Annotated in this window: 19 protein-coding genes and 1 pseudogene; 8 read left to right on the forward strand and 12 right to left on the reverse strand. The window is 64.4% G+C overall.

What is annotated here, in order from left to right:
• The first annotated feature begins 208 nt into the window (after positions 1-208).
• The gene (locus ADAD_RS0110330; protein ID WP_010413452.1) at positions 209-1,477 is read left to right on the forward strand and encodes a hypothetical protein; all 1,269 of its coding nucleotides are present in this window, start codon (positions 209-211) and stop codon (positions 1,475-1,477) included.
• A 100-nt stretch (positions 1,478-1,577) separates the two neighbouring features.
• Here the strand turns inward: ADAD_RS0110330 and ADAD_RS0110335 are convergent, their stop codons facing one another.
• Complete coding sequence (locus tag ADAD_RS0110335; RefSeq protein WP_029140067.1) at positions 1,578-2,294, reverse strand: NYN domain-containing protein; 717 nt, start codon at positions 2,292-2,294, stop codon at positions 1,578-1,580.
• Between the two features lie 80 nt (positions 2,295-2,374).
• On the opposite strand from ADAD_RS0110335, the gene lipA reads away from it, so the two are divergent.
• Positions 2,375-3,331, forward strand: a complete 957-nt coding sequence (lipA, locus tag ADAD_RS0110340) for a lipoyl synthase (protein ID WP_010413454.1) — start codon at positions 2,375-2,377, stop codon at positions 3,329-3,331.
• Positions 3,331-3,789, forward strand: coding sequence for a type II toxin-antitoxin system RatA family toxin (locus tag ADAD_RS0110345; protein WP_010413455.1), 459 nt, complete (start codon positions 3,331-3,333; stop codon positions 3,787-3,789). The genes lipA and ADAD_RS0110345 overlap by 1 nt, the downstream gene beginning before the upstream one ends.
• Here the strand turns inward: ADAD_RS0110345 and ADAD_RS0110350 are convergent.
• Genes ADAD_RS0110350 through ADAD_RS0110360 form a run of 3 tightly spaced genes read right to left on the reverse strand, consistent with a single transcriptional unit; the run spans position 3,750 to position 5,973 of the window.
• Positions 3,750-4,250, reverse strand: coding sequence for a CinA family protein (locus tag ADAD_RS0110350; RefSeq protein WP_010413456.1), 501 nt, complete (start codon positions 4,248-4,250; stop codon positions 3,750-3,752). The two genes, ADAD_RS0110345 and ADAD_RS0110350, sit on opposite strands and share 40 nt — an antisense overlap.
• Entirely contained in the window at positions 4,247-4,819 is a 573-nt protein-coding gene (locus tag ADAD_RS0110355; protein WP_010413457.1) for a hypothetical protein, read from the reverse strand. The genes ADAD_RS0110350 and ADAD_RS0110355 overlap by 4 nt, the downstream gene beginning before the upstream one ends.
• Positions 4,816-5,973, reverse strand: a complete 1,158-nt coding sequence (locus tag ADAD_RS0110360; protein ID WP_010413458.1) for a bifunctional 2-C-methyl-D-erythritol 4-phosphate cytidylyltransferase/2-C-methyl-D-erythritol 2,4-cyclodiphosphate synthase — start codon at positions 5,971-5,973, stop codon at positions 4,816-4,818. The genes ADAD_RS0110355 and ADAD_RS0110360 overlap by 4 nt, the downstream gene beginning before the upstream one ends.
• A 61-nt stretch (positions 5,974-6,034) precedes the next feature.
• On the opposite strand from ADAD_RS0110360, the gene dusB reads away from it, so the two are divergent.
• From dusB to hflX, 5 genes and pseudogenes are all read left to right on the forward strand, one after another.
• Positions 6,035-7,054, forward strand: a complete 1,020-nt coding sequence (gene dusB, locus ADAD_RS0110365) for a tRNA dihydrouridine synthase DusB (RefSeq protein ID WP_010413460.1) — start codon at positions 6,035-6,037, stop codon at positions 7,052-7,054.
• Between the two features lie 118 nt (positions 7,055-7,172).
• Complete coding sequence (locus ADAD_RS0110370) at positions 7,173-9,401, forward strand: sensor histidine kinase (RefSeq protein WP_443101002.1); 2,229 nt, start codon at positions 7,173-7,175, stop codon at positions 9,399-9,401.
• 28 nt (positions 9,402-9,429) lie between these two features.
• Positions 9,430-10,808, forward strand: a pseudogene (gene ntrX / locus ADAD_RS16205) (nitrogen assimilation response regulator NtrX).
• Between the two features lie 155 nt (positions 10,809-10,963).
• Positions 10,964-11,584, forward strand: coding sequence for an RNA chaperone Hfq (gene hfq / locus ADAD_RS0110380; RefSeq protein ID WP_010413462.1), 621 nt, complete (start codon positions 10,964-10,966; stop codon positions 11,582-11,584).
• A 41-nt stretch (positions 11,585-11,625) separates the two neighbouring features.
• A complete protein-coding gene (gene hflX / locus ADAD_RS0110385) occupies positions 11,626-12,942 on the forward strand; it encodes a GTPase HflX (RefSeq protein ID WP_010413465.1) in 1,317 nt (438 codons plus the stop codon).
• Here the strand turns inward: hflX and mazG are convergent.
• From mazG to ADAD_RS0110425, 8 genes are all read right to left on the reverse strand, one after another.
• Positions 12,934-13,713 (reverse strand): nucleoside triphosphate pyrophosphohydrolase, encoded by a 780-nt coding sequence (gene mazG, locus ADAD_RS0110390; protein ID WP_010413467.1) that lies wholly within the window; start codon positions 13,711-13,713, stop codon positions 12,934-12,936. The genes hflX and mazG overlap by 9 nt on opposite strands.
• A 115-nt stretch (positions 13,714-13,828) precedes the next feature.
• Entirely contained in the window at positions 13,829-13,996 is a 168-nt protein-coding gene (locus ADAD_RS17130; protein WP_010413469.1) for a hypothetical protein, read from the reverse strand.
• Complete coding sequence (locus ADAD_RS0110400) at positions 13,993-14,760, reverse strand: MBL fold metallo-hydrolase (protein WP_010413470.1); 768 nt, start codon at positions 14,758-14,760, stop codon at positions 13,993-13,995. Before ADAD_RS0110400 ends, ADAD_RS17130 begins: the two co-directional genes overlap by 4 nt.
• Complete coding sequence (locus ADAD_RS0110405) at positions 14,757-15,539, reverse strand: TatD family hydrolase (protein WP_010413471.1); 783 nt, start codon at positions 15,537-15,539, stop codon at positions 14,757-14,759. The genes ADAD_RS0110400 and ADAD_RS0110405 overlap by 4 nt, the downstream gene beginning before the upstream one ends.
• The gene (metG, locus tag ADAD_RS0110410; protein WP_010413472.1) at positions 15,539-17,101 is read right to left on the reverse strand and encodes a methionine--tRNA ligase; all 1,563 of its coding nucleotides are present in this window, start codon (positions 17,099-17,101) and stop codon (positions 15,539-15,541) included. The genes ADAD_RS0110405 and metG overlap by 1 nt, the downstream gene beginning before the upstream one ends.
• Before the next feature lie 4 nt (positions 17,102-17,105).
• On the reverse strand, positions 17,106-18,068 hold the full coding sequence (locus tag ADAD_RS0110415; protein ID WP_010413475.1) for a hypothetical protein: 963 nt from the start codon (positions 18,066-18,068) through the stop codon (positions 17,106-17,108).
• On the reverse strand, positions 18,065-18,712 hold the full coding sequence (gene tmk / locus ADAD_RS0110420) for a dTMP kinase (RefSeq protein WP_010413476.1): 648 nt from the start codon (positions 18,710-18,712) through the stop codon (positions 18,065-18,067). The genes ADAD_RS0110415 and tmk overlap by 4 nt, the downstream gene beginning before the upstream one ends.
• On the reverse strand, positions 18,709-19,875 hold the full coding sequence (locus ADAD_RS0110425; RefSeq protein ID WP_010413477.1) for a D-alanyl-D-alanine carboxypeptidase family protein: 1,167 nt from the start codon (positions 19,873-19,875) through the stop codon (positions 18,709-18,711). Before ADAD_RS0110425 ends, tmk begins: the two co-directional genes overlap by 4 nt.
• Positions 19,876-19,897: the final 22 nt, after the last annotated feature.

A 19,897-nucleotide genomic window follows, 5' to 3' on the forward strand; every position in this document is an offset into this window, starting at 1 on the left:
ACCTCCCATCCTTCCCCATGTGCCGTTTGTCCACATTTTTGGCCGCGAGAGCCGCGATTTAGGCTTGATGAGTCATTCAAGCACCATTCAACCGGGTCCCTGCACGATCTGGACGTTCACGCGGCACTTCATCATAGGCCGCGCGTTATTCAGATAAGTTGGAATATCCGGTCGCGTCCCCCGACGCGATTCAGAATAGGAGAGATTAATGCCGTTGTTCACAAACCGCCCCCGCAAGGCTTCGAGGCTCGCAATCGCGGCCGCGCTGATGAGCGTGGGTGCGCTTGGTGTTACCGCCTACGAGACGCCCGCATTTGCGCAGAAGGCGCCGAAGTACTCCAAGGACTTCATCAAAGCCTTTGCGCCCATCAACGAAGATCTCGGCAAGGAAAATCCGGATTACGCGTCGCTGCGCGATCGCATGACCGCCCCCGAGGTGCGCGAATCGGTCAAGAGCGACGATGATCGGCTGGCCTACGGCGGGGCGCTGTATAACCTTGGTCGTCAGCTGGAAGATCTGAACCTGCAGCGTACCGGCATCGAACTGATGCTGAACAGCGGCAAGGTGACAGAGGCGGACCTGCCGCAATATACCTTCGTGGCGGGAACGATCGCCTACGATCTGAACGATTACGCGGCCGCCCGCACCTACCTGGAGAAGGCTGCATCGCTGGGCTACAAGGCCGACACGGCACAGTCGCTCATCGCGCAGGCTGCCGCGCTGGAGAACAACGAAGCCGGTTCGATCGGATACTTCGATACCCTGATCCAGCAGAACATCGATGCGGGCACCAAGCCTGCGAAGGAACTGCTGCAGCAGGCTGTCAGGACAGCATACCAGAGCGAGCAGTACGAACCCTCCACGAAGTACAGCATCCTCCTCGCGCGGTATTACCCGGACGCGGTGACCTGGGGCGATGCGGTCAACATCCAGCGTAATTTCAAAAAGTATGGCGACGAGGAAACGCTGGATCTCATGCGACTTCTGCGTGCGGCCGATGCCCTCGATTCCGGCGCCGAGTATGAGAAATACATCGAAGTCGCGGGCGTCCGGCAGCTGCCGGGCGAAGTGCTGGCCGTGACGCAGGAAGGGCTTGCCGCCGGTCTGATCTCGCGCGACGTCTCCTTCGTGGCCAATGCGCTGTCCGAAGCGACCAACCGTTCGGAGATCGTGCGCGAAGACCTGTCCGCGCTTGCCAGCGAAGCACGCGCTTCCGGCGCGACTGCGAAGCGCGCGACGCTGGCTGGCGACGCCCATTTCAGTCTGGACCGGTTCGCGGAAGCGGCTGAATTGTATCAGTTGGCGCTAACGCGCTCCGATGTGGATCGCGAGACCGTGCTGACCCGACTCGGGATCGCCCAGGTGATGGCCGGCGATTATGCGAACGCCCAGGAAACCTTCGCCAAGGTGCAGGGCGAGCGGCAGGGCATCACTCGCCTCTGGTCGGCCTACGCCGAACAGCGGGCGCAGGGCTGAACGACGACCGCCAGCCGACACCAGTCTGGCACTATAAGGCAAGAGGCGGCGCGGGAAGGGAGGCCTTTCCGCGCCGTTTCTTATCCGCGCCGGGAGCAGCTTACCTGAGGCGACGCACGTAGAGCTGATCGTCCTGGCCACGCTTCATCTCGAACCGGTCGAGCGAAGCGATCAGTTCGGACAGGCGCTTGAATCCGTAGTTGCGCACATCGAAGCTCGACCGGTTGCCCGCGATCTGGCCGACCTCGTGCAGGCGGGCGAAGCCATTGTCGTCGCGGCTGGACGCTTTCCACGCATCGCCCAGAAGCTGGATCAGCTCTTCGTCGATATCGACCTTCTCGGACTTGCTATCGGTCCCGGCATCGCGTGATTGGCCGCGAACCAGCTTGGCGGTGTCGATGAAGCGCGTGCAGGCGCGCTGCAGCGCCTGCGGCGTCTTCGCGTCGCCGAAGCAATAGACCGGCAGACCATCCTGCCTCAGCCGGGTGACCAGCGGGGTAAAGTCGCTGTCCGAACTCATGATGCCGAAGCCATCGACCTTGCCCTGGTACAACAGATCGACCGCGTCGATCGTCATCGCCATGTCGGTGGCGTTCTTTCCGCGTGTCAGGTCGAACTGCTGGTGCGGGCGAATGCCGTAGCGATTGGTGATGTCGCCCCAGCGCTTGAGCGCGTCCTTCGCCCAGTTGCCGTAGGCACGGCGGATGTTCACCTGACCCAGCTCGGCGAGCACGGTCAGTACCGAGTCGATCCCGTTGGGGTCGACATTGTCGGCATCGATGAGGAGGGCGATGTTGTGAGCCTGCATTTCTGACATGCGCTGCCACATGGGCGAGCAGAGCGGCGCTGGCAAGGCGCGGCATTGCCTCGAACGGGTGAGGCTCCTAGATGGCGGGCATGAACGACCTCTCCTCCGCCCCGAACCCCGAAGAACAACGCACCCCGCGGGCCCGCAAGCCGGACTGGATCCGGGTGAAGGCCCCGGTGAGCAAGGGGTACCAGGAAACGCGCCGCCTGATGCGCGACCTCGGCCTCAATACGGTGTGCGAAGAGGCGGCATGCCCCAATATCGGCGAGTGTTGGGAGAAGAAGCACGCCACCGTGATGATCCTGGGCGATGTCTGCACGCGCGCCTGCGCGTTCTGCAACGTCAAGACCGGGATGCCGCGTCTGGTCGATCCGATGGAGCCCGAAAACGTCGCCATCGCGGCGGGCAAGATGGGGCTGGAACACATCGTCATCACCTCGGTCGATCGCGACGATCTGCCCGATGGCGGGGCGGGGCAGTTCGTGAAGGTGATCGAGGCGCTGCGGCGCGAGACGCCGGACACCACGATCGAGATTCTGACGCCCGATTTCCGTGGCAAGATGCGCCCTGCGATCGAGGCGATCTGCGAAGCGGGCCCGGACGTGTTCAATCACAATCTTGAAACCGTGCCGCGGCTCTACCCCACTATTCGCCCCGGAGCGCGCTACTACGCCTCGCTCCGCCTGCTGGAGGAGGTGAAGAGCCACGATCCGACCATCTTCACCAAGTCGGGCATGATGCTGGGCTTGGGCGAACAGCGGCTGGAAGTGCACCAGGTCATGGATGACATGCGCAGCGCGGATGTCGATTTCGTCACGCTGGGGCAGTATCTCCAGCCCACGCCCAAGCACGCGAAGGTCGAGGATTTCGTTACGCCCAAGGCCTTCGATGCCTATGGCGCAATCGCGCGGGCCAAGGGCTTCCTGCAGGTCGCATCGAGCCCGCTGACCCGTTCCAGCTACCACGCGGGGGACGACTTCGCCCAGATGAAGGCCGCCCGCGAAGAGCGCCTGGCCCGCGAGGCTGCGCGCACCGGAAACGCCTGATGCCCGGCATCCACCAGAAGCGCGTCCTGCCCTACTCGCCCGAGCAGATGTTCGATCTGGTCGCGGACGTGAAGAGCTATCCGAAATTCCTGCCCTGGGTGATCGCGACGCGGATCCAGTCCGACAGCGAGACCGAGATGGTTGCGGACATGGTCGTGGGCTTCAAGGCGATCCGCGAGAAGTTTACCTCACGCGTCGAGAAGAAGCGGCCCAGGAGCATTCGGGTTCACTACGTCGACGGCCCGCTGAGCGATCTGCAGAACGACTGGCAGTTCGAACCGGCGGAGGGCGGGTGCGAGATCGATTTCTGTGTCGATTTCACTTTCAAGAGCAAGATCTTCGAAACGCTGGCCGGGGCCTATTTCGACCGTGCCTTCCGGCGCATGATGACCGCGTTCGAGGAACGCGCCCACGAGCTTTACGGCAACAGCAGTTCCAGCGCGCAGAGCGTGGCCTGACGGCGGATTTCCGCGCGGCCTAGATCGCCAAAGCTCTTCAGTTCGCCTTCGGGCTCGCTCCCGTAGCCGCGGATGGCGCGTGCGAACACCACCGTGCCCACCGGCTTGGTTGCCGTGCCGCCGCCGGGCCCGGCAACGCCACTGATCGCAACCGCCACATCGGCATCGCTATTGGCGAGCGCGCCCTGAGCCATCGCCCAGACGCAGGCGATGGAGACCGCGCCGAAGGTCTCGATAATATCCTGCGAAACGCCCAGCAGCTCCATCTTCGCTTCGTTGGAATAGGTCACGAAACCACGGTCGAGCACGGTCGAAGATCCCGCGATCTCGGTTATCGCGGCCGAGACGAGCCCTCCGGTGCAACTTTCGGCCAGAGCGACCTTGCGCGATGCGGAGCGGTTTTCCTCGACCACGCGCCGGGCGAGGTCGAGAACATCGGACGGGAGCAGCGCGCTGGTCATTCCGATGCGGCTGCGCAGACGAAGCCGTCGCTCTCACCCTCGGACACGAGGCCGAAGATGGCCGCCACCAGCCCGCCATAGTTCTGCGGGGGGAGGGGGGCGAGCAGCGGGAGAACCTTCTCTATGTCTCCGCAGGTCGCAGGCTTGATCTCCTCGGCGATCAGCTGGACGCCGATCCCGTCGACGAAGGGACGCATTTCGTCGCCATCAAGCGATGAGAGCATCTGCACGAAGCCCGCAGTGGCCGCGTCCGCGCCTTCGCTATCCTCCGCCGCCGCAGCTTCGCTCTCGATGAAGCGCATCAGGGTGCGACGCGCGCCGGGCCATGCTTCGTCCCGCAGCGGCTCGAACGACTGCGCGAAGGATTCGCCCTGCGAGAGGATGAAGCTGTCGGCAGGAAGCGCGGTCGCGCACTTGGACTGCAGGCCCTGGAGGAACAAAGGCATCGCATACGTCACGGTGTCGGCCAGGTCCTCGGGCTGGACGCAGGCTGAGCTCTGGGCCGCGAGAGGTTGGCCCAGCGAGGCAAGCGCTGCTGCCACCGCGATGGTCCGGAAACGAAAGGTCACTGGAAGTCCTCCCTGATGAGTGTGGCGGCAGCCTGCGCGGCGATCCCTTCGCCGCGGCCGGTAAAGCCGAGCTTCTCCGTCGTGGTCGCTTTTACGCTGACAGCATCTATCTGAATACCCGCCAATTCGGCGATCTTTTCGCGCATGGTATCCTTGTGCGGGCCGATTTTGGGCGCCTCGCAAATGATTGTCAGGTCCAGATTGCCGACACGGTATCCGGCCTCGCTCGCCAGGGATACCGCGTGTTGCAGGAACTGGCCCGAGGATGCACCCTTCCACCGCGCATCGCTGGGTGGGAAGTGCGTGCCGATATCGCCGTTGCCGATCGCACCGAGAATGGCATCGACCAGCGCGTGCAGCGCGACGTCGGCGTCGCTGTGCCCGGCAAGTCCCTTGTCGTGATCGATCTTGCACCCGCCCAGCCACAGGTCCTCACCTTCGGCCAGGGCGTGGACGTCGAAACCTGTGCCGGTGCGAACGGGTGGTGCCTGCATTGCAAAATCCTGTGCGAACGTAAGTTTGGCGAGGCGCTCGTCACCCGCGACGACGGCGACCTCCTTGCCTTCCGCACGCAGCACCTGCGCATCGTCGGTCGGCTCTTCGTCCCCATCCCATGCGCGATGGGCGCTCAGGATATCGGCGTAGCGAAACCCTTGCGGGGTCTGCACGCGGGCGAGGGCGGTGCGATCCTCCTGCCCTGTCATGATGCCATCTTTCGTGCGCGCGATGGTGTCGACCACAGGCAGGGCGGGGATCGCGCCCGGATGATCGTCAAGCGCGGCCAGGACGCGGGCGATAACTGGCTGGGGCAGGGTGGGGCGCGCGGCGTCGTGGATGAGCACATGTTCCGGTCGCTCGCCTGCCAATGCCTCCAGCCCCGCGGCAACCGACGCGCGCCGCGTCGCGCCGCCATCGACAAGGATGATGCTGTCGAGCCCGGCCAGCGCCTCGCGCGCCAGGTCCGCCGCATCGGGCGCGATGGCGACCGCCAGCGGCTGCGCTCCTGCAGCCAGCAGCGTTTCGGCGCTGTGGCGCAACACCGGCTTGCCGCGCCAGCGGACATATTGCTTGGGAAGCGATTGGCCGGCGCGCGAGCCCGTACCCGCCGCGACGATGATCGCGGCAAAACGGGGCGTGTCGGCGAACTGTGGCATCGGTCGGAGGGGCTACGCGCTTGCGATAGCGGCGGCAATCCACTATTTGCCGCGCTTCCCCATGATTGAAGTGCCAACCCCTCCCTCGGCCCCGAAGCCGATCGCCATCGGCGACGTGCGCGTCGAAACGCCGGTGATTCTCGCGCCCATGACGGGCGTGACGGACATGCCGTTCCGCACGCTGGTGCGCCGCTATGGCTCGGGCCTCAACGTGACCGAGATGATCGCGAGCGAAGCGGCGATCCGCGAGACGCGCCAGAGCGTGCAGAAAGCCGCGTGGGACCGGATCGAGGAGCCGGTCAGCATGCAGCTGGTCGGCTGCGATCCGGTGAGCATGGCCGAGGCTGCCAAATTGCAGGAAGGCAATGGCGCGGCGATCATCGACATCAATTTCGGCTGCCCGGTGCGCAAGGTCGTCGGCCAGCTGGCGGGCAGCGCGCTGATGCGCGAGGTGCCGCTGGCGACCAAGCTGATGGAAGCGACGGTCAAGGCGGTCGATGTGCCGGTGACCGTAAAGATGCGGATGGGGTGGGACCACGCCAGCCTCAACGCGCCCGAACTCGCGCGGATTGCCGAGGATCTGGGGGTGAAGATGATCACCGTTCACGGTCGCACCCGCAACCAGATGTACAAGGGCAGCGCCGACTGGTCGTTTATCCGCAAGGTGAAGGACGCGGTGAACATTCCCGTGATCGTCAACGGCGATATCTGCTCGATCGACGATGCGGCCAAGGCGCTGGAGCAATCGGGTGCGGATGGGCTGATGATCGGGCGCGGGGCCTACGGCCGCCCCTGGCTGCTCGGCCAGGTGATGCACTGGTGGCAGACCGGCGAGAAGCGCGCCGATCCTCCTTTGAACGAGCAATATGCCGTGGTGGTGGAGCATTTCCGCCGCATGCTCGACCACTACACCCCCGAAGTCGGCGTGAAGATCGCGCGCAAGCATCTCGGCTGGTATGTGAAGGGGCTCTATGGTTCATCCGAGTTCCGCAAGGCGGTGAACTTCATCGACGATCCGGCGCAGGTGCTGGGGGAGATCGAACGCTTCTACGAGCCATTCCTCGTCCGCAGCGCGGCCTGACCGACGCGGCGGTTCTGGCACGCGAATCCACCAGCCGTGGCCATATTGCGGTGCAAGGTGGGACGAACGGCTATTGTAACTTGTAATGCCGCAACAGTGATGTTGTAAGTTGGCAACGATGATGGCGACTTCCAGCAGACCAAGAAGCGGTTCACGCCTCGCGCGGCGGCTGGTCGTGGTGTCGCGGCGGGCGAACCTTTTCGGTTGGCTCGAGATCGGCGCGGCCACCGCGCTGGCCATCATGATCCTCGCCACCTGGACGGCCTTTTCGAACCAGCCGAACGATACCCAGTTGCTGCCGACGCGGCAGATATCGATCCTGCTGGTTGGCACGCTGGTTCCGGCCATGGCCCTGCTGGTCCTGCTGGGCAGACGGCTTGCGCTGCGCCGCGCGGCAGGGAGCACCGCGCGGCTGCACGTGCGCCTGGTCTTCCTGTTTTCCCTGATCGCGGCGGTTCCCACGCTGCTGGTGGCGGTGTTTGCCGCCGTGCTGTTCCAGTCGGGTGTCGATTTCTGGTTTTCGAGCGATTCGCGCGGCCTGTTCGAAAGCACCAACGAGTTTGCGGAAAGCTATTTCGAACAGAACCAGTTCGACCTCGCGCAGGAAACCACGACAATGGCGGGCGACGTGTTCTACCTGCTGCAGAGGCGCGATGCGAACGATCTGACCAGCCGCGAATTTCAGGAAGACTATCTCTATCAGATGCAGGCGCGCGACATCAGCGAAAGCGCGATCCTGCAGGCATTCCCCAATGGCACGGTCACGACCGCGGTGGCGGCGGGGATCGTCGAGGGGAACAAGCCGGCGGAAACCGGTGCCCGCGCCCTGAAGCGGATCGAAGCCGGCGAAACGGAGGTGGTCTACGCCGACCAGGAGAGGATCGAGGCGGTCACCCCGATCGACCGGACGGCGGGCATCTACCTCTACAATGCGCGCAACACGACCGCGCTTTCCTTCACCGACTTCCAGCGCGCGACCGATATCATGGTCCAGTATCGAGAGCTGACGCAGAGAGCGCGTGCGATCCAGCTGCGGTTCAATCTGGCGCTGTTCTTCGTGTCGCTGGCGCTGGTGGGTTTTGCCGTCTGGTTCGCGTTGAGGTTCGCCGACCGCCAGGTGGAGCCGCTGACGGACCTTGTCGCTGCCGCGCGAAAGGTGGGGGCGGGCAACTTCGCGATGCGGATCGAAGGGCGCACCGGGGCCGACGAGATCGGCCTGCTCAACCGTGCGTTCAACCGCATGACCGCGCAGCTCGAGATGCAGACCGACGATCTGATGCGGGCCAACCGCGAACTCGATGAACGGCGCGCCTTCATCGAAGCGGTGCTCGAATCGATGAGCGCGGGGATCGTCTCGATCGACGAAGGCGGTGACATTCAGCTGATGAACACATCGGCCCGCGCGCTCCTGTTCGAAGAGCCGGAGATGGACGGGCGGGGCATGTCCTTCGCGCAGGTTACCCCGCAGATCGCGGACCTGCTGGCACAGGGGGTCAGCAGCGGGATCGTAACCATCAACAAGGGCGGCGAGCTGCTGACTCTCGCGGTCCGCATGGCGCCCGCCACCGGCGGCCATGTGATTACCTTCGAGGATATCACCCGCCAGCTTATCGACCAGCGCCGGGCCGCCTGGTCCGACGTGGCGCGGCGGATCGCGCACGAAATCAAGAACCCTCTCACGCCTATCCAGCTGGCGACCGAGCGCCTGAACCGGCGCTACGCCCGGCAGGTGGGCGAGGACGACCCGCTGTTCGACGAGCTGACCAGTACGATCGTGCGGCAGGTCGGGGCTCTGCGCACGATGGTCGACGAATTCTCGTCCTTTGCGCGGCTGCCAAAACCGGTATTCCGCGACGAGGACGCGCTCGACCTGGTGCGCCAGGCGGTGTTCCTGCAGGAAGTCGCGCATCAGGACATCGGGTTCGAACTGAACGCGCCGGAGGGCACGGTTTCGCTGATGTGCGATCGCCACCAGTTCGGCCAGGCGATGACCAACGTGCTCAAGAACGCGGTCGAGGCCGTGCAGGCGCGCGCTGCCGAGGACGAGCCGGACTATGCCGGCCACATCGCGGTAGCCATCGAACCGTCGGAAGAGATGATCGACGTGATCGTGTCGGACAATGGCGTGGGCCTCCCCGCAGATCGCGACCGGATCGCAGAGCCTTATGTCACGACGCGCGAGAAGGGCACCGGCCTGGGTCTCGCGATCGTGAGCAAGATCGTGGAAGAGCATGGCGGGAAGATGAGCTTCGCGCCGGGGCCATCCCGGGGCACCCAGGTTATCCTGAGCTTCGCACGCACGCCCGAATCCACGCCCCCAACCGCTTCGGAGGAGCAAGCCGCATGAGCGCGCAATCAACCGGGAGTACGAGCTGATGGCCGTCGACATTCTGGTGGTCGATGACGAACGCGATATTCGTGAACTCGTTTCGGGCGTCCTGAGCGATGAGGGATACGAATGCCGGGTGGCAGGCGACAGTGGCAGCGCGTTGCGCATGGTCGACGAACGGCGGCCCAGCCTCGTCCTGCTCGATGTGTGGCTGCACGGGAGCCCGATGGACGGGCTCGAAGTGCTCGATGCGATCAAGGCGCGTGAGCCGGAACTGCCGGTCATCATCTTTTCCGGGCACGGCAACATCGACACAGCCGTCTCCGCCGTCAGCCGTGGTGCGATGGACTTCATCGAGAAGCCTTTCGAGACGGAGCGGCTTCTGCTGCTGGTGGAACGGGCAACCGAAACCGAGCGCCTGCGGCGCGAGAATACCCGTCTGAAGCAGGATAACGGGGGCGGGGGGAAGAGTTCACCGGCAACTCCGCCGCCGTGAACCAGGTCCGCGCGACGCTGAAGCGGGTCGCCAATACCGGCAGCCGCGTGCTCATCAGCGGCCCTGCCGGAAGCGGCAAGGAAGTGGCCGCCCGCCTGCTCCACAGCTGGAGCCCGAGGGCCTCCAATGCGTTCGTGATCGTCAATTCCGCGCGCATCACCTCGGAACGGTTCGAACAGGAGCTGTTCGGCGAGGAACAGGACGGCAAGCTGATCCGTCCCGGCCTGCTCGAAACCGCCGATGGTGGCACGCTCTACCTGGACGAGGTGGCGGACATGCCGCTGTCCACACAGGCGCGCATCCTGCGCGTGCTGACCGAACAGAGCTTCGTGCGGGTGGGGGGCAATCGCCAGATCGGCGTCGACATGCGCGTGGTTTCCTCCACCTCGCGCGATCTGCAGAAGGAAATCGAGGAGAAGCGCTTCCGCGAGGACCTGTTCTATCGTCTGAACGTCGTGCCGGTCGAAATCCCGTCGCTGGCCGACCGGCGCGACGATATCCCCGCGCTCGCCACGCACTTCTTCGCCCGTTACGCGGCCGAGCAGGGCCTGCCGCCACCCGAGGTCAGCGAGGACGCGCTGGCCACGCTGCAGGCCTACGACTGGCCGGGCAACGTGCGCGAACTGCGCAATGTGGTGGAACGAACGGTGATCCTGTCTCCGCGCGACAAGATGCAGGTGATCGAGCCCGACATGCTGCCCGCCGAGATTACCGAGGGCGGGGTGAAGGGCGGTATCGGCCTCTCCAGCCTGATGGGGGTGCCCCTGCGCGAGGCTCGCGAGGAATTCGAACGCGAGTATCTGACGATCCAGATCCGCCGGTTTTCGGGCAATATCTCGAAAACGGCGAGCTTCATCGGAATGGAACGCTCTGCCCTGCATCGAAAACTGAAGATTCTCGGCATGACCGAAAGGAAGGATGAGGACTGACCCCGGTCTGGCTCTGCCCGCGCGGATAGGGCGGAACGCAACCGCGAGGCGCGCATTTTTTCCCTAAAGGGTCTGCCCTCGGGTGCGAAGGGCGGGCATAAGGAGCGACGCGGGGGCCGCGCGATTGAGCCTCCGCCAAGAACAGGAACAGGGTCATGCCCGAAGGAAAAACCCTCTCGATACGGACGAAATCGGCGGCAGAAACCGACGTGGTCGCCAATGAACCCCCGATCGAAGGCGCCCCCGCGAAAACACGTGCGGAAAAGCCACGGCCCGAGCGTCAATCGAACGAGAGGCAGTCTAACGACAAGCAGCCCGATCTGCAGGACGCGCTGCTCAACAGCCTTCGGCGCGACAAGGCGCCGGTTACGGTGTTTCTCGTCAAGGGCGTGAAGCTGCAGGGCATCATCACCTGGTTCGACAATTTCTCGCTGCTCTTGCGGCGCGACGGACAGTCGCAGCTGGTCTACAAGCATGCGATCAGCACGATCATGCCCGCACAGGCGATGGACGCGGAACAGTTTTCCAGCCGGGAGGGCAACCGCAAGCAGCGTCAGTTGCAGGACGTCTTTCTCGGCCGTGTCAGCGAGTCTGAAGTCCAGGTGACGATGTTCCTGGTCAATGGTGTGATGCTGCAGGGCCGGATCGCAGCCTACGACCTGTTCTGCACGCTGCTCGAACGTGACGGTTACGTCCAGCTCGCATACAAGCACGCCGTTTCGACCATTCAGCCTGCCGAGCCGGTCGACCTGAGCGACTGGGAAGACGACGATTGACGGGATTATTCTAGATTTTCGAAGATGAACTTGAAGGCGAGGTGACGCGCGGCGCGCGCGCCCTCGTGGTTTGCCCCGACATTCGCGGACAATCGAACGAGCTGCCCGCCGAAGAGCGTCTGGCCGAGGCCATCGGCCTGGCCAATGCCATCGGCATCGTGGTGGCCGAAAGCTATGTCCAGCCCGTACGCGACGTACGTCCGGCGACCTTGTTCGGGGCGGGGCAGGTCGAAAAGATCGGCACCGATGCCGAACTCGCTGAAGCCGAGCTGATTATCGTCGACGGGGCGCTGTCGGCCATTCAGCAGCGCACGCTGGAAGAACAGCTCAAGCGCAAGGTGATCGACCGGACGGGCCTGATCCTGGAGATTTTCGGCGAGCGTGCAGCGACCGCCGAAGGCCGCCTGCAGGTAGAACTCGCGCACCTCGACTACCAGGCCAGCCGTCTCGTGCGCAGCTGGACCCACCTTGAACGTCAGCGCGGCGGCTACGGCTTCCTTGGCGGGCCGGGTGAAACGCAGATCGAAGCCGACAGGCGGATGATCCGCACCCGCATGAGCCGCCTTCGCAAGGAACTGGAACAGGTCCGCAAGACCCGCGCGTTGCACCGCGAACGCCGGACGCGCGCCCCGTGGCCGGTGATCGCGCTGGTCGGCTACACCAACGCCGGAAAGTCCACCATTTTCAATCGCTTGACCGGTGCCGACGTAATGGCCGAGGATTTGCTCTTCGCCACACTCGACCCGACGATGCGCGCGATCGGCCTGCCGGGCGTGGAAAAGGCGATCCTCTCCGACACGGTCGGGTTCATTTCCGACCTGCCGACCCAGCTGGTCGCCGCTTTCCGCGCGACTCTGGAGGAAGTGACGAACGCCGACCTGATCCTGCACGTGCGCGACATTGCCAATCCTTCCAGCGCGGCGCAGAAAACGCAGGTTCTCGATGTGTTGCGCGGCCTGGGTGTCGTGGGCGCGCCGGAGGAAGGTGCCGAGGAAGCCAGCGTCATCCCGATTCTGGAAGTCTGGAACAAGTGGGACTTGCTGCCCGACGATATGCGCACCGATCTGGCTGCGCGCGCGGAAGACGACGAAGGCGTCGTTCCGCTTTCGGCGGAAACAGGCTTCAATCTCGAAGCGCTCGAGGCGCGGATAGCGCAAGTGCTGACGCGCGGTGCCAGCCTGCGCGAGTTCGTGCTTCCGACCTCTGCGGGACGCGAGATCGCGTGGCTCCACGCGCATGGCGACGTGCTGGAGGAAGAGGAGCTTCCTGCCGGGGAGGGCGGTGCACCTCGCCATCGGGTGCTGGTGCGCCTCGGCCCCAAGGAGCTTGGCCAGTTCGAAAGCTTCGAGTTAGGCTGACGCGTTCTTTTCGCCGCGCTTCACGGCCTGCCACAGCGCTTCCTGATTATCGAGATCAAGGCTGGCGAAGTCGCCTTCGGCCAGTCTTTCCATACCGCGATAGCGGCGTTCGAACTTGTCGTTTGCGGCGCGTAGCGCGGCTTCCGGCGCTATGCCGTGAGCGCGGACGAGATTGACCGCGGCGAAGAGCAAATCACCAGCTTCCTCTTCGCGCGTTGCATCGTCCGCCTCTGCCAGTTCGCGTGCTTCTTCGGCGACCTTCGCGGCCGCGCCTGAAGGATCGGGCCAGTCGAATCCATCGCGTGCGGCACGCTTCTGCAGTTTTTCGGCGCGGAGCAGGGCGGGCAGGGCACGCGCCACGCCGTCCATTGCGCTCTGCTGCCCCTTCGCCTCACGTTCCTTTGCCTTGAGCGATTCCCACCGGGTCTCGTCCATCGTGCCGGTTGAGTCGCCGAAGATATGCGGGTGACGGGCTTCCATCTTGTCGGAGATCGATCGCGCGACGTCCTCGAAACCGAACAGGCCGCGTTCCTCGGCCATGCGCGCGTGGAACACGACCTGGAACAGCAGGTCACCCAGTTCCTCGCGCAGCTCCGTCATGGCGTCGCGCTCGATGGCGTCCGCGACCTCGTAGGCTTCCTCGATCGTGTACGGTGCGATGCTGGCAAAATCCTGCGCCAGGTCCCATTCGCAGCCATGCCGCGGGTCACGCAGTCGCGCCATGATGGCGATGAGTCGGTCGATCTGGTTTTCCGATGCAGGTTCGCTCATGGCGGCAGGGCATAGGGCCTCCGTGTGCCGCCGTCAGCATCAGCATAAGACGGATAATATATATTATGTAAAATAATAGGTGGGCTGACGGGGCACCCAATGGCCGATTGCGGCCCTACCGGATCATCGTGACCAGAAGCATCAGGCCGGTAATGATGACCGCCCAGATCAAAGCGTGACGCAGCGAAGTCTTCCAGTTGAGGCCATGCGCCGCAAAAGCGCTGACGGCGAGTACGAGCCAGCCGACCACTGCCACCACTTGCACGATCTCGAATTGCGTCATGCCGCCACCTGCAACCCGTCATACCCAACGATGACATCTGCTGGAACTTCGCCGCATAAAGTCCTGTAATCCATGCTCTTATCAAGATGGGTCAGAACAAGTTTGCGCACGCCGCAGCGTTTGCCCAGCTCAAGCGCCATTGCCAGGTTCGCATGGGTCGGATGTTCCTCGCGCCGCAAGCAGTCGCACACCAGCACGTCGACGCCGTCGAAAAGGTCCAGCATACCGTCGGTTATTTCACTAAAATCAGTGGCATAGCCGATAGAGCTCTTGTCGCTTCCGAAGCGGAAACCGGTGCTCCTGGCAGGTCCATGCGGCATCACGCACCATTCGACCGTCAAACCTGCGAAGAGCCGCAGCCGGTCGAGCGCTTCCAGCTTCACGATCGTCGGGTAGCCGTGCTCTCCGGCGAAAACGTAGCTGAAGCGTGCGCGCAGGCGGCGGACGGTTTCCTCCACGCCATAGCCCGGGATCGGCCCGCTGCGGCCGTAGCGCAGCGCTCGCAGATCATCGATCCCGTGGCAGTGATCTGCATGGTCGTGGGTCCAGAAAACCCCGTCTATGCTGTCGATACCGCAGCGCAGAAACTGCTCGCGCAGGTCCGGCGGGGTGTCGACCAGCAGGCGCGCCCCCTCCTCGCTTTCGACCAGGATTGCTACGCGCGTGCGCCGGTTGCGCGGCTCCTGAGGGTCACACGCGCCCCAGTCACCATTGATGCGCGGAACGCCTGTCGACGTGCCCGAGCCTAGAAGCGTGACCTTCACGCTGCCTCTTTCGTCTTTGAAAACAGTGCGTGGAAATTCTCGGTCGTCTGCGCGGCCAGCGAGTCGATGCTCGTGCCGCGAAGATCCGCGACGAACTGCGCGGTATTGGCCACGTAGGCGGGCTCGCAGGTCTTCCCGCGATGCGGAACGGGCGCGAGGAATGGGCTGTCGGTTTCGACCAGCAGCCGGTCGGCCGGAACGACCTTGGCGACCTCCTGTAGATCTTTCGCGTTCTTGAAGGTGACAATGCCAGAGAGCGAGATCGACAGGCCGAGATCCAGCACCTTGCGTCCGAACTCGGCGGAGGCAGTGAAGCAGTGGATCAGGGCGGGGTAGCCCCCCTTCCCCATCTCCTCCTCCAGGATCGCGGCGGTATCCTCTTCGGCGTCGCGCGTATGGATAATCAGCGGCAGCCCGGTCTCGCGCGCGACATCGATGTGCATGCGAAACAGCTTCTGCTGCGTCTCGCGATCGGACTTGTCGTAATAGTAATCGAGGCCCGTTTCGCCGATCCCGACCACCTTGGGATGCCGCGTCGCTTCCAGCAGGCTTTCGCGCGCAAGATCGGCATGCGCGTCCGCATTGTGCGGGTGAATGCCCACGCTGGCCCAGACATCGGGTTCGCGCGCCGCAGTGCCGACGACCTGATCCCACTCGGCCTGCTTGGTCGAGATGTTGAGGAAGCCCTTCACGCCAGCTTCGCGCGCCCGGGCGAGGACGGCGTCCTGATCTTCGACCAGGCCTTCGTATTCGAGATGGCAGTGGCTATCGATCAGCATCAGCTGGCGTCCTCTGCTTCGGGTAGCTCAAGCCGGGGGAACAGCGGATCGGGTTTGGGGACGCGATAGCCGGTCTTGATCAGCGCGCCATACCAGCCCTCGTCGGCCAGATTCTCATAGGTGCGTGCATCTTCGGCAATTCCCAGCATGGTCAGCAGCTGGCCCGCTTTTTCGGGAATCACAGGCTGGATCGCGATGGCGAGGTCTCGCAACGAGATGAACAGCGTTTGCAGCACGGTGCGCATCCGCTCCGGGTCGGTTTTCTTGAGCGCCCAGGGCGCCTGTTCGTCGACATACTGGTTGCAGGCGTAAACCGCCTTCATCCACGCGTCGATCCCGACGGAAAATGCCAGTTTTTCGAATTCTTTCGGCAAGGAATGGCGAACCGCGTCCTGCACCGTGGTGAGCAGGGCCTTGTCGTCGCCGTTCGGATCGTATGCGCCCAGGTGCCCATCGAGGTTCTTGGCGATCATCGACAAGGTGCGCTGCGCCAGATTGCCGAAGCTGTTGGCCAGTTCCGCATTGGCGCGCGTCACGATGGCCTCGGGCGAATAGCTGCCGTCCTGCCCGAAGGCGATTTCGCGCATGAGGAAATAGCGCAAGGCATCGACGCCGAACTGGTCCGCCAGCACGGTCGGATCGGTCACATTGCCGAGAGACTTGCTCTCCTTCTGCCCGCGGTTGAGCAGGAAGCCGTGGCCGAACACCTGCTTGGGCAGCTCCACCCCCGCGCTCATCAGGAAGGCGGGCCAGTAGACCGTGTGGAACCGGATAATGTCCTTGCCGATCAGGTGGAGGTCGGCGGGCCAGTATTTCCAGTTCGCCCCCTCTTCCGGATAGCCGAGCCCGCTGATGTAGTTGGTCAGCGCGTCGACCCACACGTACATCACGTGGTCTTCGGCACCGGGCACCTGCACGCCCCAGTCGAAGCTGGTGCGGCTGACCGAAAGATCGCGCAGTCCCCCCTCGACGAAGCGCATCACTTCGTTCCGGCGGCTGTCGGGCTGGATGAAGTCTGGCTGGCGGTTGTAGAGGTCCAGCAGCTTGTCCTGGTATTTTGAAAGGCGGAAGAACCAGCTCTCCTCGACCGTCCATTCGACCGGGGTACCCTGAGGGGAGAGCTTCTCGCCCCCTTCCCCTTCGACCAGCTCCTTCTCGTCGTAGAAGGCCTCGTCGCGCACCGAATACCAGCCCTCGTACCGGTCCAGATAGAGGTCGCCATTGGCCTCCATCTTGCGCCACAGCGCCTGGCTCGCGGCATGGTGATCGGCCTCGGTGGTGCGAATGAAGCGATCGTAGGAAATGTTCAGCAGGTCGAAAAGATCGCGGAAATGGCCGCTCATCTCGTCGGCGAGTTCACGCGGGGTCTTGCCCTGCTCCTCCGCCTTGCGCGCCATCTTCAGCCCGTGTTCGTCGGTGCCGGTCTGGAAGCGCACGTCGCGCCCCTTCAGGCGCTGGAAGCGGGCGATAACGTCTGCAGCCACCGTCTCATAGGCGTGGCCGATATGCGGCTTGCCATTGGGATAGTGGATCGCGGTGGTGATATAGTAAGGGTCAGCCATTGGCCTAGGCTCTAAGCGGGGCAGCCGAGGCGAGCAAGGTGCCGATTTCCATTGCGAGGAAGCCGGGATCGAAGTTGTAGCTTTTCGCCTGGCCGGAAATGGTCACCAGGCGCGAGTGGGCATCGACCAGCGCAGGAATGTCCAGCGTGTCCGGGTTCTCCAGCTTCTGGGCCAGCACCGTGCGCGCGAGGTCCAGCGTGGCGGAAAGCCGCGCGCGATCCGGCCTTGCCCCGATTTCCTCGCCCAGCTTGCCCCGCAACACGAAATCGGGGTCGCCCTCGGCGGCGATGCGCCGCATCAGTGCCTCGGCCGGGCCCAGCTCTTGCGCCAGAAACGCGAGCCCTGCGCCCGGCGCCCCGCCCGAAGCCCTTGCCGCCAGTGCAATGTCGGCCGGATCGGCCATGTCGTTCGCGGCCCGCAGCGCCTTTTCGACATCGCCCGAGGGCAGCGGGTTGAAGCGCAGGATGCGCGCGCGCGAGCGGATCGTTGGCAGCAGCAGCCCCGGCCGGTGCGTCACCAGCAGGAAGAAGGTGCCCGCAGGCGGCTCTTCCAGGCTCTTGAGCAATGCGTTGGCGGCATTACGCTCCAGATCGTCTGCGGGATTGATGATGATCGCGCGGCGCGGGCCGAGCGTGGGCCGGGTATTGAGGCGCGCCTGCATGCCGCGGATCTGCTCGATCGCAATATTGCGCTTGGTCTCGAAGGGCTCGCCCTTGTCCGCCTTCTTCGCTTCCTTGTCGTCCTTGGGCAGATGGGTCAGCAGGTGAATATCGGGGTCGTTCTCCGCCACCGGCGTCTCGCGGCCGATGGCCACGATCTCCCGCGCGGCGGCCAGCGCGAAGTCATGCTTGCCCAGGCCCCTGCGGCCGGCGAGAATCCACGCATGGTGCATTCGCGGGCTGCCGATTGCCGCGCGCCATTCGCGCCACTGGGCGGCATGAAGGTTGGCTGCGTCCGCCTCGCTCACGATGCCTCTTCGAGGAGAGGCTCGACTTCGCGCATCACGGCGGCGTGAACATCTTCGGCGCTGCCCGAGGCGTCTATCTGGACGATGGTGTCGTCCCCCTGCGCCAGCCCGGCGAACCCGCGCGCCACGTCGGCATGGTAGCGTTCGTTGCGCCCGCCGATCGCATCCGCCTCGTCCCCGTCGCGCATTCGCAGCCGCTTGGCGACATCGTCGACCGGCGCTTCCAGCAGCAAGGTACGGCACGGCATCAGTCCGCCGCTGCCGATCCGGTGGAGCGCGAGCACCTCTTCATCGCCCAGCCCCCCGGCCAGGCCCTGGTAGGCGCGGCTCGACAGGACGAAGCGGTCGCACACCACCCAGCTTCCAGAGATCAGCGCCGGCTTGATGGCCTTTGCCACATGGTCGGACCGTGCGGCGGCGAACAGCAAGGCTTCAGCTTGCACCCCCCACCCCGTGCCGGGCGGCGCGAGGAGCAATTTGCGGATCATCTCCGCGCCAGTGGTGCCGCCAGGTTCCCGGGTGAGCAAGGCGTCTATTCCCCGCTCGGCCAGCGCCTCGACCAGCAGCTTGGCCTGCGTGGACTTGCCGACGCCCTCGCCGCCTTCGAAGGCGATGAAGCGGGCTCTTTTCGGATGGGTGCTCATCGGAACAATCCCGCAAAACCATTGGCTATGCGGCGCAAGACGCCCGCTTCTTCGACTTCGTCCGCCGCATAAAGCGGCAAGGTGGAGGGTTCCATGCCCGGCACGGCTATCTCCAGCGTCGCCACCGCCTCGCCCTTGGCAATCGGCGCGCGCAATGGTCCGTCGTAGCGAACCGTGAGTTCCGGCTTCGCACGGTTTCCGCGCGGCATGGCCACGCGCACATCCTGCGCGGCGACAAGCGACACCTCGCCCTGCGCGCCGTTCTGCACAATGGCGGTTGCGGCGGGCTTGCCCTTCTTCGCGAGCAGGCGGCTGTCGAATGCTTCGAAGCCCCACTCCATGAAGTTGCGCGAAGCCTGGTTGCGCACGCTTCCCCTGTCTGCTCCGGCGACCACCATCACGAGCCGTCGCCCGTCGCGTTCCGCAGTGCCGAGAAAACCATAGCCTGCCTGGTCGGTGTAGCCGGTCTTCATCCCGTCGGCCCCTTCCACCCTGCCGGTGATGGGGTCGTGATTGTCCTGCGCGATGCCATAGGCCTTCAGGCCGCTGCGCCCGTAGTAGAATTCGAACTTGTCCGGATGCCGCCGCACGATGCGTTCCGCCAGCAGCGCCAGATCGCGTGCACTGGTGAAGGTGCGGCCCTCGTCCGGCCAGCCATTGGGCGTCGAGAAATGGCTGTCATGCATGCCGATGGCCCGCGCGGTCGCGTTCATGCGCTCTGTCCATTTCTCCACGCTCCCCGTCGCACCTTCGGCCAGAACGACAGAGGCATCGTTTGCCGAAACGGTCGTGATGCCGATCAGCAGTTCGCGCAAGGTCGGCCGCGCGCGCGCAGGAAGGAACAGGGTGGAACCCTTCTGGTGCCACTCATCGAAGGTCTCGTCGCGGTAGGGCATGCGCTGGTCGGGGCGCAGCTTGCCCGCGGCCAGCATGTCGAACGCGACCAGCGTGGTCATCACCTTCGTGATCGAGGCTGGCACGAAGCGCCGGTCGATATCGCGGGCATAGAGGGTCTGCCCGCTCGACAGATCGACGAGGTAGGCGATCGGCGCCTGCTCCGGCGTAGGTGGAGCGACCGGGGATACGGTCTGCGCGCCAAGCGTGGCCGGCAGCGCGAGTGCCAGTGCGGCAAGCACGCCTGCCGCGCGGAACCGCTTTACCAATCGTACCGGCAATGTTGCTGCT

This window comes from Citromicrobium sp. JLT1363 (genome assembly GCF_000186705.1).
In the GTDB taxonomy this organism is placed as follows: domain Bacteria; phylum Pseudomonadota; class Alphaproteobacteria; order Sphingomonadales; family Sphingomonadaceae; genus Alteriqipengyuania.

Excerpts from the sequence above, each read along its gene's own strand:
- ADAD_RS0110330 (WP_010413452.1), top strand. The coding sequence starts at position 209 with ATGCCGTTGTTCACAAACCGCCCCCGCAAGGCTTCGAGGCTCGCAATC.
- ADAD_RS0110335 (WP_029140067.1), bottom strand. The coding sequence starts at position 2,294 with ATGTCAGAAATGCAGGCTCACAACATCGCCCTCCTCATCGATGCCGAC.
- lipA (WP_010413454.1), top strand. The coding sequence starts at position 2,375 with ATGAACGACCTCTCCTCCGCCCCGAACCCCGAAGAACAACGCACCCCG.
- ADAD_RS0110345 (WP_010413455.1), top strand. The coding sequence starts at position 3,331 with ATGCCCGGCATCCACCAGAAGCGCGTCCTGCCCTACTCGCCCGAGCAG.
- ADAD_RS0110350 (WP_010413456.1), bottom strand. The coding sequence starts at position 4,250 with ATGACCAGCGCGCTGCTCCCGTCCGATGTTCTCGACCTCGCCCGGCGC.
- ADAD_RS0110360 (WP_010413458.1), bottom strand. The coding sequence starts at position 5,973 with ATGCCACAGTTCGCCGACACGCCCCGTTTTGCCGCGATCATCGTCGCG.
- dusB (WP_010413460.1), top strand. The coding sequence starts at position 6,035 with ATGATTGAAGTGCCAACCCCTCCCTCGGCCCCGAAGCCGATCGCCATC.
- ADAD_RS0110370 (WP_443101002.1), top strand. The coding sequence starts at position 7,173 with ATGATGGCGACTTCCAGCAGACCAAGAAGCGGTTCACGCCTCGCGCGG.
- hfq (WP_010413462.1), top strand. The coding sequence starts at position 10,964 with ATGCCCGAAGGAAAAACCCTCTCGATACGGACGAAATCGGCGGCAGAA.
- mazG (WP_010413467.1), bottom strand. The coding sequence starts at position 13,713 with ATGAGCGAACCTGCATCGGAAAACCAGATCGACCGACTCATCGCCATC.
- ADAD_RS17130 (WP_010413469.1), bottom strand. The coding sequence starts at position 13,996 with ATGACGCAATTCGAGATCGTGCAAGTGGTGGCAGTGGTCGGCTGGCTC.
- ADAD_RS0110405 (WP_010413471.1), bottom strand. The coding sequence starts at position 15,539 with ATGCTGATCGATAGCCACTGCCATCTCGAATACGAAGGCCTGGTCGAA.
- metG (WP_010413472.1), bottom strand. The coding sequence starts at position 17,101 with ATGGCTGACCCTTACTATATCACCACCGCGATCCACTATCCCAATGGC.
- tmk (WP_010413476.1), bottom strand. The coding sequence starts at position 18,712 with ATGAGCACCCATCCGAAAAGAGCCCGCTTCATCGCCTTCGAAGGCGGC.